Source organism: Vibrio atypicus (genome assembly GCF_009811315.1).
Lineage (GTDB): Bacteria > Pseudomonadota > Gammaproteobacteria > Enterobacterales > Vibrionaceae > Vibrio > Vibrio atypicus.
In genome coordinates this window covers 584047-599635 of record NZ_BLID01000002.1, presented here as the reverse complement: position 1 = coordinate 599635, position 15589 = coordinate 584047, and the positions used below count along the sequence as shown (strand labels likewise).

Below are 15589 nucleotides of genomic sequence, written 5' to 3'. Positions count from 1 at the left end.
TTAGCCTACTTAAAATAATCCAAAAGAGTCTAGTAGTGAGTCTTTTAAACTCGTTCAATAAAAAAAGAGCCTTTTATGCGCTTGTCGGTACGAGAACTGACAAGTGGCACAAAATGGCTCTTTTTACATCTTGAGGAGATGCTATCTCATTGATCTTATGAATTCTTATCTAAAAATTCGTTGACCTATAAGATCTCCCTTCATCCACAGTTACAGTGCTGCTTTCTTTGCTTCTGCAATCCAAGCATCAAACGTACTTTGGTTGGCTTTGATCCAACCATTTACGTGCGCTTCGATATCTGCAGAGCTGTTCTTACCTTTACTCATCATCATGTTCTGAGCACTTACATCATTGATGTTAAGTTTGATGATTTCGAAAAGCTTCGCTGCTGATGGGTTGTTCTTGGCAAACTCTTTATTCGCAATAATGCGCATTGAGTTCATTTCGAAGCCGTAGTTTTTACCATTAGATAATGTCGTATCCACGTTCGCACGCTCGCCAGGAAGTGCCGAGAAAGGTACTTCTAGCCATACTACGTCTTCATTAGGAACCAGTACGCCACTTACCCAGTAAGGAGTCCATGTGTAGTACAGGATTGATTCACCCTTTTGGTAACGAGAAATAGTGTCTGCAATAATTGCAGCGTAGTTACCTTGGTTGTGAGTCACCGTATCGTCCAGTTTGAAAGCTGATAGTTGGTGTTCAATCACCATTTCACAACCCCAGCCTGGGTTACAGCCTGTTAAATCTGCTTTGCCATCACCGTCGGCATCGAACAGCTTCGCGATTTTTGGATCAGTCAATTGACCAATGTTGGTGATGTTGTACTTTTCTGCGGTTTTCTTATCAATAAGGTAACCTTGAGCAGCACCACTTATATATTGACCTTTACGGTAGAATTTCTCATCACCACCTGCCATTGTGTATTTGTCAGCATGAAGCGGGAACCAACCTACTGTTAAGAACGTCGCGTCACCTTTTGCAATTGAGGTGTAACCTACGTTGTAGTCGACTTCTTGAGTTTGCTTCACGTCATAGCCAAGCTCTTGTAGAGCACGGTTAACAATCAATGTTTGGAATGTTTCTTCAGCAACTGAAGATTGAACAGGCTGAACAGAGACGCCTTCACCCGGTAGGCTTGCAGCCCACACGTTAGTAGATACTGCTAATGTAGAAACGATGCTTACTGCGAGTTTACTCTTCCATGAATTATTCATTGGTGTTTTTCCTTAATTGAAGTTCTGATTTGTTACCGCGGTTGAGTACATTCAGTACAAGGGAAACAGGCCCCATGCGATACCAGCGTAATTTTGTATTACCAGCATTGACGCCCAGCACTTGGGTGATACGGTCTAATAAGATGGCCAAGATGACGATGCCTAAACCACCAACAGCGGCCAGTCCCATATCTAAACGGCCAATACCTCTCAGTACCATTTGACCTAAACCACCTACCGCAATCATTGATGCAATAACCACCATCGATAACGACAACATCAGTGTTTGGTTTACACCCGCCATGATAGTTGGCAGAGCAAGTGGCAATTGAATTCGATAAAGCATCTGCTTTTTGCTAGCACCGAATGAATGACCTGCTTCGATCAATTCCTCTGGTACTTGCTGAATACCCAAAATGGTCAAACGTACAACTGGAGGAAGCGCGAATATGATAGTCACCACGACACCCGGAACGTTACCGATACCAAACAACATTACGATGGGTACTAAATATACGAACGCTGGTGTGGTTTGCATGGCATCCAAAATTGGGCGCACAAATTTCGCCGCCGTGTTACTTCGGGCAAGCCAGATCCCCATGGGTAAGCCAATAAGTAGACAGAAGAACACCGATGTCATGACCAGTGACAATGTGGTCATTGCTTCAGACCAAGCGCCAATCATACCAATGAAAGTCAAAGATACGGCTGTTGTAACGCCAAGTTTCAAGTTTGAAAACTGCCATGCCAATAGAAACAAGATCATCAACATGAATGGTGCAGGCGTAGACACAAGCGCCGTTTCAAATGAACTTAAAATGAAATCGATAGGCACTCGAATTGCCTGAAACAATGGGCGCCCATGTTCAACTAGCCAATTCAATCCAGATTCAACCCAAGCGTCAACGGGTAAAACAGCTTCTGCAAAAGGGTTAAGTGGATCAAAAGGTGTCGCTTCGACTGTTTCGCTGCTTAACCAATCCGCTGATGATGAAGTATCGGCTGCTTGTCCCCAAGGATCACTTGCAGGCTGAGCTGCTGGAGTAGATTGAGACCATGGGTCATTATTTGTTTGTTCAGACGACATGGTCTACCCCTTATCCAATGTTTGCAACAGTCGTGACTTAGTTACCACGCCAAAGTAATTACCTTGCTCATCCACAACAGGAACGGAGTAAGGCACACCACCAACAAGACCAAGCACATCATTGATTGGTAAATCAGGGTTGAGAGTCAATCCATTATCGAGCTGTGCGCTGACTAGTGATTTGTTCTCTTTGTGGGCTTTGCGAAGCGAGTCTACAGAGACAATACCGGAGTAACGACTGCTCTTCTCAACAACGATGCCGTATTCACGGTCGTTATCCATCAAAATTTGTAGAGCGGATGCTGGGCCGTCGTGTTCTGATTTTTTAAATACCGCAGCTGGTTTCTTACGAGCAATGTCTTTCACTGTAAGCACGCTTGCTACGTTTACACCGCGGAAGAAAGCTTCGACATAATCATTCGCTGGGTTATTAAGAATATCGTCTGGGGTACCTACTTGCACCACTTCGCCATTTTGCATAATCGCAATTCGATCACCGATACGCATCGCTTCATCCAAATCATGCGAGATGAAAACAATGGTTCGTTTATCGTCATTTTGAAGGCGAATAAGCTCATCTTGCATTTCAGTACGAATTAAAGGGTCAAGCGCAGAAAACGCTTCATCCATTAACAAGATATCTGGGTCACATGCTAACGCACGAGCCAAGCCAACACGTTGCTTCATGCCACCCGACAATTCATCTGGGTAAGACTCTGAATGCGCGCCAAGGCCTACCCGCTCTAGAGCTTTCAATGCTGACTGCTTTCGACTTTCAACTTCAACACCTGCCAACTCAAGACCAAACGCGGCATTCTCGATAACCGTCATATGCGGCATCAAAGCGAAATTTTGGAAAACCATGGAGATGTTGTTACGGCGAACTTCGCGGAGCTCATCTTCTGAGATGTGGGCAATGTCTTTACCTCGAAGAAACACATTACCTTTGGAAGGTTCAATCAAGCGGTTAAGAAGGCGTACTAAGGTTGATTTGCCAGATCCTGACAGTCCCATTATGACGAAAATCTCGCCTTCTTGGATACTAAGAGAAACATCGTTAACGCCGATCGTTAGCCCTGTTTCTTCAAAAACTTTATCTTTATTCGCGCCTTCATTAATCATAGTAAAAGCACGGTCGGTGTCTTCACCAAACACCTTATACAGTCCCTTAACTTCCAGTATGGGATCCATGTAATCTAATCCTTTCTTAGTTATTTAAACTCTAAATTGGTTATTTAGATCCGAAAAACGATTAGTACTCTAAGAAATTAATACACGCAAATCAAGGGGTGCCGTTCGGTAAAATGCGATAATGACCACTACCTAGGTCTACAACACAAAGCTTAAAAAACATGCACACCAAAGGCAACACATTGATAAAAAAGGGGTAAATTAAACAAAAACCTGGCCAATATTATATATTGTTTACCAACAAATTATTAGACACTAATTTCACATAGGGGCAATTATTAGGCCATATGAACCAAGATTAACCATGCTTGGTTAGTGTACAAATAATTTGAACACGAAGCACTTGTTGAGATTTAATGACGTTTCAGATCCAGAAACTCGCTCAGTTGCGCTTATGTACTGCTCTTGAATCATTCTGGCAGCTAAACCTTGTATCTCAGGATAGGGAGAGTCGAAGGAATTTCTTAAGGTGATCATATAAGCCTAAAGAGCTCCTTACTTTGCAGAACTCTTTATTTATGTTGTGGTGGTGAATCTGATAGAGATGATTCGACCTATAAAACGGAAAAGATCTGAAGTTTAAATGACAAGGCTCAATTGATTGATGTTTTAAAACAAGGAAACCAAATTTCCAGAGAAAAGACAGAAAAAGCACCTTTTGATGTAAAAGATATCTTTGGACTCAACATACTCTAAACGACTCGCCTTAATATTTCTTTTCGAGAGAGTCCTTAACCGACTCTCTTTGAATTTACAATACCTAGACCAAGCTATTGTTCTCTATAAACACGAATGGCCTGATTCAGTTTGGACATAAAACCTGGGTTATTGTTCAAGAAATGCTTAGAGATATACATACCGAACGCTTTCTCTTGCTCTAAAATGATTTCGTAATTACCTGTCTCGCTCACGGTATCAAGAAAAGTCATTTCAGCAATTAATATGGCCGTCACCGCTCCTGAATCTAGCTTATCTTTAAGCTCAGTAACCGACGTTGCAGCGTGTATAGACGGGTACCCATTCACTTTTAACCAACGGTGCGTGTTGGTGTTCAGCAAACTAGCCACTGTTGACTGCTTTTTAAATGTTGAATCGTAAGGCGTAAAGCTACGTCCATTTTCTTGGCGAATGATCCAAACCCAACGGTTAGACATCAAAGGCTCTGAAAACTCAGCATATGTATCTCGCTCTGAGTTTTGTGATGCCATAAAAAAACCGTCCGAGTGCTCCTTCCTAACCTCTTGTAATGCACGGCCATGATTCGACGATACGGTAATCGTATAACTAACGTCTATAGCGTCCAAAACCTGTTTCACAGCATCTGTACCAATGCCAGAGGGAGAACTTTCAGAATCGAGTTGAGTGTAAGGAGGAAAATCAGGGACATAAAAATGCATATCGTCAAACGAATATGACTTAAACGAAATTAACAATGTAACGACTAGTAGAAAAAATCTGGTTCTCATGTTGATCTACATACCTTAAACAAGCTTTCTATTCAGTATAGTATCTCAACCGTATGACTATGATTGCCCTTTCTATATTTATTACATTCTTCGATGAGACCAGTTCTAAAACACACTAATTACCCATAAGAAATGGCATTATCATACCATTCAGCAACAACACCTTTGTGCTATAACAGGGTCGTGACGCGATTAAACAATTAAGCGAGCACTAGGCTCGCTTCTTAATATCATCTACCAGATTTCTTCTAGCAGCGTCTCTTTAAGTTCATGCGATGCGGCTATGTTCTCTTTCGACATGTATTGCTTTACATCCGCAATCTCTTTCTCTGCCGCAGAGTTCCCATTCTCATCTGCAATTTCAAACCATGCGAGTGCTTTTACAAAGTCACTCCAAGTTCCATGGCCATTTCGATACGCATAACCAACAGAGTACTGGCTGTACGCATTGCCTTGCATCGCTCCCGCAGTGAAATATTCAAATGCTTTTTTATAGTCGCTGGTTTTGAAACCACAAGGCTTCTTATACTGTGAGCGGGAATATATATCGCCCATTTTGGCATAAGAAAGTGTATGCTCTCCTTCTTCAATAGCATTACTAAATAGTTGCATCGCCTTAGGGCAGCTTTCTGTCACGCCCTCACCGTTTAAGTAGGAAATGCCTAAATTATACATCGCACTAACATCACCTAAGTCCGCCGCTTTCTCAAACCAGTAGGCGGCTTTCACGTAATCCTGCTCAACCCCTTTACCGTCATTATATGAAAATGCAAGTTGGTACATTGCGTCTGGCTCGCCAGCTTGTGCTGCTGCTAAGTAATAGTCGTTCGCTTTTTTATAGTCAGCAGGTACACCCTCTCCATCAAAGTACATGACGCCTAGCGAATACAGCACATACGGGTCTTTACCTTGCTCGGCCTTATGATACCAAGCAAGAGCTTGTTCATATTCGTCATTGCTATAATACTCATCGGCCAAAATAACCATGGCCTTTTCCTCACCAGCATCTGCCAGTTTAGCCATATATTCATAGCCGCGGTCTATGTTTTCTTGAAACTCTGAGTAGTCAATTAGCAAACTTGCCGCTTTCATTAATAGCTCTGGATTGTTGGAAGCTTCAGCTTTCTTAAGTAAAGCTACCTCTTCAGGTTCAAAGTATTCCAGTTCTAAATCATAAGCTAATGCATTGATCGGCAAAGTCAGAGCTAAGGACGTTAATAAAATATGACGTTGTTTAATCATTTGGGCTATTCCATCTATTAGTATATTTTTCCAAATGAATATAACAGAACTCCTTTTATACCAAAGAGAGTTCATATTAAATTGAGAGCTTACAATAGCAAAAAATCATTACCTCTTTCTGATGCCAAGCCATTCTGGTATCGAAGCAATAATCACATCTATAGCGTGCGCAATGGGAGCAGCCTCCACACTATTTATCTTCGAAGCGTCGCGATAATAGCGACGCTTACTTAGGTGATTTAAGGCTCTGACTAGATGACTTAGAAGTTAAGGTTAAAGTTGACAGTTGGCGTTAATAAATCAGAGCGCTCTCGCACTAACCTTTTTCTGTTCTCTTCTAAATACTGTTTCTTCTCTTTATCGGGTTTATTAGCCAATTGAATATCGATATCTGCGATCTGCCTATCTAGCTCTTCAATTCGTTGTTTACGCTCGTATTCTTGACGCCCTAGTTGGTAGTTTTGTAAGAATAAATTACTACTACATACACCGTGGTACTCACGCCCTTCAGCACCGACTGTATAGCCGTTATCCGGTGAGCAATAGATCAATGTGCCGTTGTCAAAACCTTGCTGCCACTTCTCTCTATCCGGAGAAATACCGACCTCCGCACAGTCTTCTGCGTAGCTCCCGATAATATTTGGATTGTTACCATAGTGTCCATCTAGATATCCAACTTGATACCAGTTCGCAGTTTTGCACTCTTCTGGTGACATGCTTGCACAACCCGACAATATGGTGAATACCATCAACAGGAAAACAGCTTTTTTCATCGGTACTATCCTTAACACGAAATAGGAGTCTTTGATTAAAGTGTAAGTGCTTTATGACTGGTTATAAATTGATAAGTTCAAATTTGAATGACGTCATATATCGCTCAATAAATAGAGGCGATACGCAAAAACACAACGCCAAATCAGAGCATACATTGTTATTAAACACAATGGAGAGAGATTCAAAGAAACACATATCCCTATTTGCTAACTTATTAAAGCTATTACATAAGGAGTATTTATGGAGTCATCTTGGATTGTTGGTAACTGGCATTTAGATAGCGCAAGCAATAATATCACTTCAGGGCCAAAGAAGATTCACTTGGAGCAAAAACACTTCCAACTGCTAGTATTGCTTGCTCAAAACGCACCCGACCCTGTCTCAAAACAAGAAATATTTACTCAAATATGGCGCGATCGTATCGTAAGTGATGATGCTTTATATGTTGCAATCAATGCCCTGCGAACTTCTCTAGGCGATAACAAGAAATCCCCGACATACATAAAGACTCTTTCCGGCAAAGGCTATCAATTGATCGCTAATGTTCGTAAATTTCAAGCAAGCTATGAAGATGAACTTGATGACGAGTTACGAGAAAAGTATCAACGCGCTCGCTTTCTCGTCGAGCAAGGTGACACTCGTCGCCAAGAGTGTATTGATTTGCTGCATGAAGTCATTTGTCACCAGCCTAACTTTGCGCCTGCTTATCTCAATTTAGCGAATGCAATGATCTTCAATATATTCTCTGAAAGTACTGAGCTCACCTTAGAGAAAAAACGTGTTGAAAAGCTGCTATTAAGAACCCTTGCTATCGACAGCAATGAAAAATCTGCACACCTAATGCTAGCAAATCTCTATTTTTTGGTTTTTAAAGATCACCAAAAAGCCCACTTTCATTTTCAGCAAGCAGATTCTTTACCCTACTCACACTACTCTTTTGCACAATTTCTATTAACCCAATTTGAATTTGATGAAGCTTTCAAAGTGCTACAGAAACACCTTCAATGTTACCCAAGTGACTACTCTAAAGAATCTGTTGCGTGGTTTTACTGTATGCAGCGAGACTATGAAAAAAGTCATCGAGAGATTGAGAAAATTAGAGAGTTCGCCGAGGAAAACATGTACTACCACGTTTCTCTGCAAGCCATATACGAACAGCGCTGCGAACACGATAAATCTTTTGAAGAATTGTACTGGTTGATGCGGCATGCTGGCTATGAGGAATACTCACTACGAACTATCCGAGAAAAATACAATGCGTCAGGATTAAAAGGTGCCTATCTTTGGCTTGCCACTAAAGACACCCAACACCTTAGCTTAGGTCAATATCTTCCACCACTTTCCACTGCACGTTATGCCATAGGTGCGAATGAAATTGGTCTAGCCTTAGATTGTTTAGAACAAGCAGAGTTTCTATATAGGCCCGAGTTGCTTTGGCTAGGTGTCGATCCTAAATACATTCCTTTACATAATGAGCCACGCTATCAAGCGATTCTAAAGCGGCTAAACCTTCCTCTTCCTCCTGTTCTTAAGAAAACCTCAGCCATTACTAAGGATTTACCATTATTCACGACGTAATGTTAGTTAAGCATTTGAATAGATGGAATTAGATAATGAAATTACATATTAGAATGGCGTTAGTCATAAGCTTTGTACTCTCACTGTTTGGTCAAGCAATAGCAGCCGAAAGTGGTGACTATTTAGGGAGTTTAAAGAGCCAAGGACAAATTTGGTCTTCTCCCAAAATTGATGGTGAATTGGTTTATTTTGGTAGCGATGATGGAAACTTCTATGCCTTCAATCGAAAAACGAAAGCCAAAGAATGGCAATTTACCACAGCTGGAAAGGTGCGTTCTATCGCTGCTTTTGCGCAAAACTTAGTCTTTTTTAGTAGCGATGATGGGTTACTCTACGCTCTGAACAAGGAATCTGGAGTTCTAGTTTGGAAATTCAACCTCGACGATAAAAATATTGAACGATTACTCCCTGTCAATCGATCTCCATGGGATTACGACTACAGTAAATCTTCCCCTGTTATCGACGGCGACACGCTCTATATTGGCAGCGCAAACCATCATCTTTATGCACTCTCTAGTAAGACTGGCGAACTAAAATGGAGCTTCAAAGCCCAAGACCGAATTCGTTCAACCGCTACTTTCAACCATGAATCCGTATTTGTCAGCTCATGGGATGGAAACACTTATGCATTAAACAAAGAAACAGGAGCTCTCTTGTGGCAGCATGCTAGCAATAAGCGCATTGTCTCCGACCCCGCTTTAATCGGCGATAAAATCATTATTGGTTCTCGTGATACGGTGATCTACGCATTAGATACAAAGCAAGGCAACGTTCAGTGGCAATATCAATTTAGCAATGGTTCATGGGTCGAATCTTCTGCTATTAGAGGAGAGAATGACAACGTATTTTACATAGGGAGTTCAGACAATAAACAACTACTCAAGTTTGATGCTAACACCGGTAAACGCATTTGGGAGTTTATAACTTGGGGCTGGACATGGGGTACTCCCGTCTACGACAACGGTGTTGTTTATATTGGCTCAACCGGAGCGAAGAGCTACTGGACCACGGTTAAAAAAGGCTTTTTCGCCGTAGACGCCATGACTGGTGAGCAACGTTGGCAATATAAGCCCAAGCAAATTGAAAACTACGTAGACGGCGGCGTTTATGGCAGTGTCGCCGTTGATGAAGACGCCGTGTATGTTCCTGATCTCGATGGCAGTATTCATATATTCAAAAAGTGAACCCTCATAGGGCAACGACTCATGTCGTTGTCTTTTTAATACTGCGACGAATAAAAAGTCATTCCCACTATCACATCGTATCTCTCACCCTTCAAAATCAACACCTTTTGTTATGTTATAACATTTCACTTTCTGTGTTATTCTGAGTTTTAACAGTCAGACTCTTCCAACAAAGGAGCTTATACAATGAGTACGGTATTAGCGGAACACCCTCCCATCAACCATACAACTAACCCTCGTTCGAAACCGTGTTTTAGCTTAGGACAAGCACCAAACGCATTGACTGATATCTACCAAGAGCACATCAATATTGCGGTTTGGCAGCGCTATTTGAGCTCCGATTTCAGCCGTGATGTCAGTCATTTCATTGCTCTAAACCCTGAGTTCAAGAAGTCACTCACTCTCACACCAGAGAATGCTTACGCCGAACTTGAAAAAGCAACTGATGGAAATGCGCCAAAAGAACTGATTGAAGATATAACAACACTCGTTGATATGTTTTGTTGTTTGTTTGATCTAGAAGAGGCAGGCGTGCGAATCGCGATATTAAGCGGAGCCATGTGCCCGCGCTTTCACGTAGACCATGTCCCTTGCCGGTTAGTGACGACCTATTATGGAACCGCTACCCAATGGTTACCCAACCAAGGACTTGATAGATCCAAACTTGGCCATGGAAGCAATGGTCAACCCGACTCGCTTTCTGGTTTGTATGAAGATGAATCATGTATTCAGTCACTCTCATCAGGAGATATCGCATTACTGAAAGGCGAACGTTGGAATGGAAATGAGAATTTAGGCTTGGTTCACCGCTCTCCAGTGAACCAAGCCAATGAGATAAGGTTATTGATTACGCTTGATTTTGGGTAAGCATTATTGCGACAAACCTTGCCCATAGGTGCTCAACCAATAACTGTTTTATAAGATGATACACATCAACAAACTGAAGCCACCCGAGATGAACAAAAGCATACTCAAACCTACATCAAAATTGCTCTGCTCATTGTTCGCTTTACCATCATTTGCCATTGATGCGGCCATTCTGGTCGCTTGAGCAGGGCTATGTTTTAAGTAGTAATCTCTGCCAGGCCTAGCGACTAAAAATATAGCCCCTAGAATCCATTGAGCGATAAGTGCGTAAAAGAAATAATCACTGATAAAGTTCAATTCTGGTATGCCAAAAACCCACTCGGTGATGTGTAGGACAAATGCAATTAATCCGTTTAAACCCAAAGCAAATAGTAATATTCGAATCATGTTCTCTCCTTACTCAAGCATAGGTGCAACCAATACCATCCACTTCAATCGTTAACATCCAGCTCTTTCTTCACCGCAACAGATATAACCTGCGTACCTGCAATTAGATCGTGAATACAGCGTCTGTTTTTCTTAAAGATAAATAGGATATTAATAGTAGAGACAATACCACCAATAAAAGGAATGTAACCTAGAAGAGCGATAGGCATTGAACGTTTAAGGAATAATTTAGGCAAACCTAGCCCCTTTCCGCTGAGATCAACAATCGCTATATTAAAAACATTCTTACCAATCGTCTGGCCTTTGGTATGCAGCAAGTAGCCATTACAGAGCAAATACGCCAACCAACTGTAAACACCTAGCATCACTATTTCAGGCAGCGTAATAACACCTTTAGCTAGAATTCGTGAACCTAAACCTGTGTAAAACAATACAGGTAATATGAATATAAAGGCGATAAAAGAATCAATAATCACCGCCCATAAACGAGACCACCTTGAGGCGAGAACAAAGCCTTCACTATTCACAGTTTGCTCCATCTAACTACTCCTTAAGAAAATAGGATTTTATAAACTTAAGAATACCCCAAATAATCAATGATTATTAATGATTTAACTAAATATCATAGATAGATCGAATAAAAAAGAGCTCTAAAAAGAGCTCTTATCAAAACGGTATTTCTGGAAATCTTCACCAACAAAAACACCTAAAGGATGTAACGTCGACTATTTAGGTCAAGGAAAACTAAAAACCTCTAGGACTTACAATAAACACGTGCTTCACGAGGTGTATAGATACCAAAAGTAACAACATCTAGAACAACGTTGGTAAAAGTTTGTTGCACTTCCACTTTTACGACTTTATCTGCACCACCACAAACTGCTGCAGCGTCGATTTCTTTGTCTTGTGCAATACCATCAATAAAGAAGTGTTGTGACTGCTCTTTTGTGGGTAACGCATCATTTGTTGTTGCACTCACTTCAGAGGACATAACGAAAGTTTGTTGAGCACAACCGGTAGCAACCATTGACAGAGCTGCGACTAGAATGAGTTTTTTCATGTTTTTCTCCAAGATAAGTAAAGACAACGCAATCTCCAGCGAGAGTGATTTCACGCTCAGCTGGTTGATGCATACTTTCTCAAAGATTGATAATACTTACTGTATGTGATTGTCAGCCGGTTTATTACATAGTGGAACAGATAAAGTGAACAACGCGCCATGCAATATTTGACTTCGGCCAACATCAACTTGTGCTTCATGCTGTTCACAAATCTTCTTAACAATGGACAGGCCCAAACCATGGCCACTTTTTGATTTGTTACGCGCTTTGCTGCCAACATAGAAAGGATCAAATAGTCGACTTAGATGCTCCGTTTCAATGCCTGGACCATCATCATGAATCGCGATTGAAACCACTTCTCTTTCCTCATGAACTTCTATCAGTATTTTACTCTTAGTAAACTTAATCGCATTACGTACAAGGTTATCGAGTGCACGAGTGAGCAACTTCTTATCGACGAATATCTTCCCCTCAATGTGCGCTGAATTCAATAAGATAATTTCAAATGATGTCTCTTTTTTCCACCGCCCAAGCGCACCTTCAATTAGCAAAATTGGCGATATTGTTTGGCATTCGAGCTCAATGTGTTGTGTATCTAGCTTGGAGTAACACAGAAGCTCATCGACCATTTGCTCCATTTCTTCGGTATCTTCAACAATACTCTCTACTGTCGCTTGCTGGCTTACGCTCATGCTTGTTTCTTTCAAGATTTCAGCCTGCCATTGAATTCGAAAAATGGGTGTACGCAGCTCATGCGCAACAGCATTGGTTAACGCTCTATTCGTTTCAATTAAATGATAAATACGATCAGCCATTATATTAAATGATCGATTGAGACTCCCTATAGCACTGGAGCTTGACGTCTCAGCTCGAGAAGAAAGGTCACCCTGCGCAAATTTTAGCGTCGCTTTTTCTAGCTTGTTCACTCGGCGAAAGATAATCAAAAGATGAACAACACCGTATAAGACAAAACTGGTGCCGAAAAACACCCATATCAAACTATTTTCAAATTCGACTTTTTGACGAACAAGGCTCTCTTCGTTGGGACTATATAGAAACGTTGCATCAATACCATCCAGTCGGATCCACAAGTCTCTATCTTCATCAAAATAGACTTTCATACCGGTATTCAAACTGAAGTATTTACTGACTCGTTCAGGTATCGAGTCATCTGACGAAAAGGTGGTAAGCGTATTGCGAGTTGTCTTGGTAAATAGAGAAATTGCGCTTAATGCTTGCTCGGGACCTTGATTATCTAGAATGTTTTGGAGCATCTCCTGATGGGCAGACGCTTCGTATTCTTCCAATAAATACTCATAATCTGTTGTCCATCGATAAACAGAGAACTCATAAGCGGTGAGGCCAACGAAAAAACAAATAAAAATGCCTATGATTGACTCTAAATAAATGCGGCGCATTACGGTTCTCTATATTCAGCGGTAACGTTATTTCCAAGTATCAGCAGCAAATAAATATCCTTTGCCTCTGATCGTCTGTATTTTCTCTGCAGGAACTTGATCATCCCCCAGCAGTTTTCGTAGCCGAACAACTTTATTATCAATGGTGCGATCAAAACCGTCGTACTCAATACCACGTAACTCTTTGGTTAGGAGATCCCTCGACAGCGCAGTGTCGGGGTGACAAGCAAGCAGCCAAAGTAGATCAAACTCGCTATCGGTCAGTGAAATCACATCGCCAGCCAGTTCACATCGCTTATACGTTTTTCTTAGCAATAGCTGACCAAAACGTAGTTCATCGCTTTTTGGTTTATCCACTTTGCTATTTTGTCGGCGTAACAAGGTTCGAATTCGCGCCAGTAAAACTCTCGGTTTAATCGGCTTACTAACAAAGTCGTCGGCTCCTGTTTCAAGACCAGCTACATGATCAAAATCATCATCGCTCGCAGTCAGCATTAAAATCTTACCTTGGTAATGTGCTCGAGTCTGTCTGCAAATTGTAAGGCCGTCAGAGACAGGCAGCATTAAATCAAGCAAGACGATATCTGGCTGTTTATCAATGATCTCTTTCACAGCCTCGCCACCATCATCAAGTGTGCTGACTTCAAATCCTTGAGTAACGAAGTAATCTTTAAGCATTTGCTGAAGCTTTAAATCATCCTCAACAATCAACATTGTGTTTTGTGTCATTTAATCCGTAACCCTTGGCATGCGTAGGCTGAATAAAGAACCCGCGAAGGGGTATAACGCGAGGATATCATTCTAATTCAATTAGATAGATAAACCCCATTGGTTTTATTGTAACGCTCTTGCAATACATTTCCATACATGATGATGACAGTAAATGACAAATCAGCCCAATAGAATGCTCCCCATCAATCACTTGGGGAAACATAAATGAAAAAAGTTAATGCTCTTTTGCTCACAATGCCTTTGATTATTCTTGCGGGTTGCAATTCAAGCTCAAGCAAAGATTCGTCAATAAAAGTTCAATCAGCGAAGCCTGTAGCTGACTACGCTTTTACAAATGCCGCTTTGGTCGAGTTAATGGAGGATCGTGAACAAATTCTTGAGTCTATGACTATAAATTTTAACGGTAACACTTACGATCAAATCAAGTTTGCTGAAGGGCTCGACGAAAGCACAACGGTTATTCAGTTGGAAGATAGTAAGAGTAACCGTTTAGATCTGTTACTTTCTTCTAGTAAAGATGGAAACTGCGCCATATACAAAGAATCAGAGCTCTTGGACTTTTTCAATTGTGATGACTCTGTTCGCTCCGTGTCGGGAGACAATACCCTCATTCAATCCACCACACAAAATAGCGGACAACCAATTCAAGTCGAGTTCAATAGCGATGCTCCTGAGTACATACCAAGCATTGGCTCTACAATTCTAACTGCGACGCAAAACGGCAATAGGATTGATATTACAACATCCTTTGCTTTCAAAGCATTTTATCGTGACTTGTTAAAAGTGACCGATGCAGATGAACGCATTCATTCAACGCTTGGGGTGACGACATTTCTGCAGCTATCCGACATAGTGCAAAAATATACAGGAAGCGATATGACCTTGAGATTTACAACTCACATCGGTGGTAGCGCTGATGACGATATCAATATGTACACGGGTTTAATGATCCATAATCACCAAATCACCACAATGGTTACGGCAACGGGTTCAGTATTCTCGGGTGGAACGGATTTATTTGCTGCAGGAAAAGTTCGCATCCTGGAACGTGCCGATGATTCGGTAGTGATTGAAGCGAACAAACAGATCGGCGTACATAGCTGGAGCAATGGTCAGCAATCAGCTAAGGAGATTCCTTATACTGATGAAAGCCACCGTAAACAGGCAACCTTCTTTAACACTGTGATGGGTGACAAAGGCATCGATTTTTATGTATTTACACTCGACTCGGCCCCTTTTGATGGCGAACATTGGGTAACCAAAGCTGATTCAGATAAGTACGATTTTATTACCACAATTCAATAAACATTTAGTTATGTAAGGTGCTGATGATTCATCGGCACCTTTGTCCACCAAATTTCTACGTTCTTGAGTATCATAAGTA

The 15589-nt window shown here is 41.3% G+C and carries 15 protein-coding genes and 2 pseudogenes; 5 read left to right on the top strand and 12 right to left on the bottom strand.

Translation table 11 applies throughout. From position 1 onward, the window contains the following. Nucleotides 1-210: 210 nt before the first annotated feature. From proX to GVO60_RS22545, 4 genes and pseudogenes are all read right to left on the bottom strand, one after another. Nucleotides 211-1218: a glycine betaine/L-proline ABC transporter substrate-binding protein ProX gene (gene proX, locus GVO60_RS07280; protein WP_159652372.1), complete on the bottom strand. Its 1008-nt coding sequence runs from the start codon at nt 1216-1218 to the stop codon at nt 211-213. Then, nucleotides 1211-2305, bottom strand: coding sequence for a glycine betaine/L-proline ABC transporter permease ProW (proW, locus tag GVO60_RS07275; protein WP_159652370.1), 1095 nt, complete (start codon nt 2303-2305; stop codon nt 1211-1213). The genes proX and proW overlap by 8 nt, the downstream gene beginning before the upstream one ends. Nucleotides 2306-2308: 3 nt before the next feature. Continuing rightward, nucleotides 2309-3496: a glycine betaine/L-proline ABC transporter ATP-binding protein ProV gene (gene proV / locus GVO60_RS07270; RefSeq protein WP_159652368.1), complete on the bottom strand. Its 1188-nt coding sequence runs from the start codon at nt 3494-3496 to the stop codon at nt 2309-2311. A gap of 372 nt (nt 3497-3868) precedes the next feature. After that, nucleotides 3869-4049: pseudogene (locus GVO60_RS22545) on the bottom strand (integrase); the annotation flags it as partial. Between GVO60_RS22545 and GVO60_RS22540 the strand changes: the two are divergent. After that, a pseudogene (locus GVO60_RS22540) lies at nt 4032-4192 on the top strand (tryptophan--tRNA ligase); the annotation flags it as partial. The pseudogenes GVO60_RS22545 and GVO60_RS22540 overlap by 18 nt on opposite strands. 74 nt (nt 4193-4266) lie before the next feature. Here the strand turns inward: GVO60_RS22540 and GVO60_RS07265 are convergent. The 3 genes from GVO60_RS07265 to GVO60_RS07255 form a co-directional block, all read right to left on the bottom strand. Further along, a complete protein-coding gene (locus GVO60_RS07265) occupies nt 4267-4962 on the bottom strand; it encodes a substrate-binding periplasmic protein (protein WP_159652366.1) in 696 nt (231 codons plus the stop codon). A 234-nt stretch (nt 4963-5196) separates the two neighbouring features. Then, entirely contained in the window at nt 5197-6204 is a 1008-nt protein-coding gene (locus GVO60_RS07260) for a tetratricopeptide repeat protein (protein WP_159652364.1), read from the bottom strand. A gap of 260 nt (nt 6205-6464) precedes the next feature. Further along, nucleotides 6465-6977 (bottom strand): DUF2799 domain-containing protein, encoded by a 513-nt coding sequence (locus GVO60_RS07255; protein ID WP_159652362.1) that lies wholly within the window; start codon nt 6975-6977, stop codon nt 6465-6467. Nucleotides 6978-7218: 241 nt separating this feature from the next. Between GVO60_RS07255 and GVO60_RS07250 the strand changes: the two genes are divergently transcribed. The 3 genes from GVO60_RS07250 to GVO60_RS07240 all read left to right on the top strand — a co-directional run bounded on the left by GVO60_RS07250 (nt 7219) and on the right by GVO60_RS07240 (nt 10607). Beyond that, the gene (locus GVO60_RS07250; protein ID WP_159652361.1) at nt 7219-8556 is read left to right on the top strand and encodes a winged helix-turn-helix domain-containing protein; all 1338 of its coding nucleotides are present in this window, start codon (nt 7219-7221) and stop codon (nt 8554-8556) included. Nucleotides 8557-8591: 35 nt separating this feature from the next. Continuing rightward, on the top strand, nt 8592-9740 hold the full coding sequence (locus GVO60_RS07245) for an outer membrane protein assembly factor BamB family protein (RefSeq protein ID WP_225874904.1): 1149 nt from the start codon (nt 8592-8594) through the stop codon (nt 9738-9740). A gap of 186 nt (nt 9741-9926) precedes the next feature. After that, entirely contained in the window at nt 9927-10607 is a 681-nt protein-coding gene (locus tag GVO60_RS07240; protein ID WP_159652359.1) for a DUF1826 domain-containing protein, read from the top strand. A gap of 48 nt (nt 10608-10655) precedes the next feature. Here the strand turns inward: GVO60_RS07240 and GVO60_RS07235 are convergent, their stop codons facing one another. From GVO60_RS07235 to GVO60_RS07215, 5 genes are all read right to left on the bottom strand, one after another. Beyond that, the gene (locus GVO60_RS07235) at nt 10656-10994 is read right to left on the bottom strand and encodes a hypothetical protein (RefSeq protein ID WP_159652357.1); all 339 of its coding nucleotides are present in this window, start codon (nt 10992-10994) and stop codon (nt 10656-10658) included. Nucleotides 10995-11038: 44 nt separating this feature from the next. After that, nucleotides 11039-11533 carry an RDD family protein gene (locus GVO60_RS07230; RefSeq protein WP_159652355.1) on the bottom strand — a complete coding sequence of 165 codons (495 nt, stop codon included), beginning with the start codon at nt 11531-11533 and terminating at the stop codon, nt 11039-11041. A gap of 215 nt (nt 11534-11748) precedes the next feature. Beyond that, nucleotides 11749-12054 carry a Bor family protein gene (locus tag GVO60_RS07225; protein ID WP_159652353.1) on the bottom strand — a complete coding sequence of 102 codons (306 nt, stop codon included), beginning with the start codon at nt 12052-12054 and terminating at the stop codon, nt 11749-11751. Nucleotides 12055-12150: 96 nt separating this feature from the next. Further along, nucleotides 12151-13473, bottom strand: a complete 1323-nt coding sequence (locus GVO60_RS07220; RefSeq protein ID WP_159652351.1) for a sensor histidine kinase — start codon at nt 13471-13473, stop codon at nt 12151-12153. Nucleotides 13474-13500: 27 nt separating this feature from the next. Continuing rightward, a complete protein-coding gene (locus tag GVO60_RS07215) occupies nt 13501-14202 on the bottom strand; it encodes a response regulator (RefSeq protein WP_159652349.1) in 702 nt (233 codons plus the stop codon). Between the two features lie 207 nt (nt 14203-14409). Between GVO60_RS07215 and GVO60_RS07210 the strand changes: the two genes are divergently transcribed. Continuing rightward, nucleotides 14410-15510 carry an alpha/beta hydrolase gene (locus GVO60_RS07210; RefSeq protein ID WP_159652347.1) on the top strand — a complete coding sequence of 367 codons (1101 nt, stop codon included), beginning with the start codon at nt 14410-14412 and terminating at the stop codon, nt 15508-15510. Nucleotides 15511-15589: the final 79 nt, after the last annotated feature.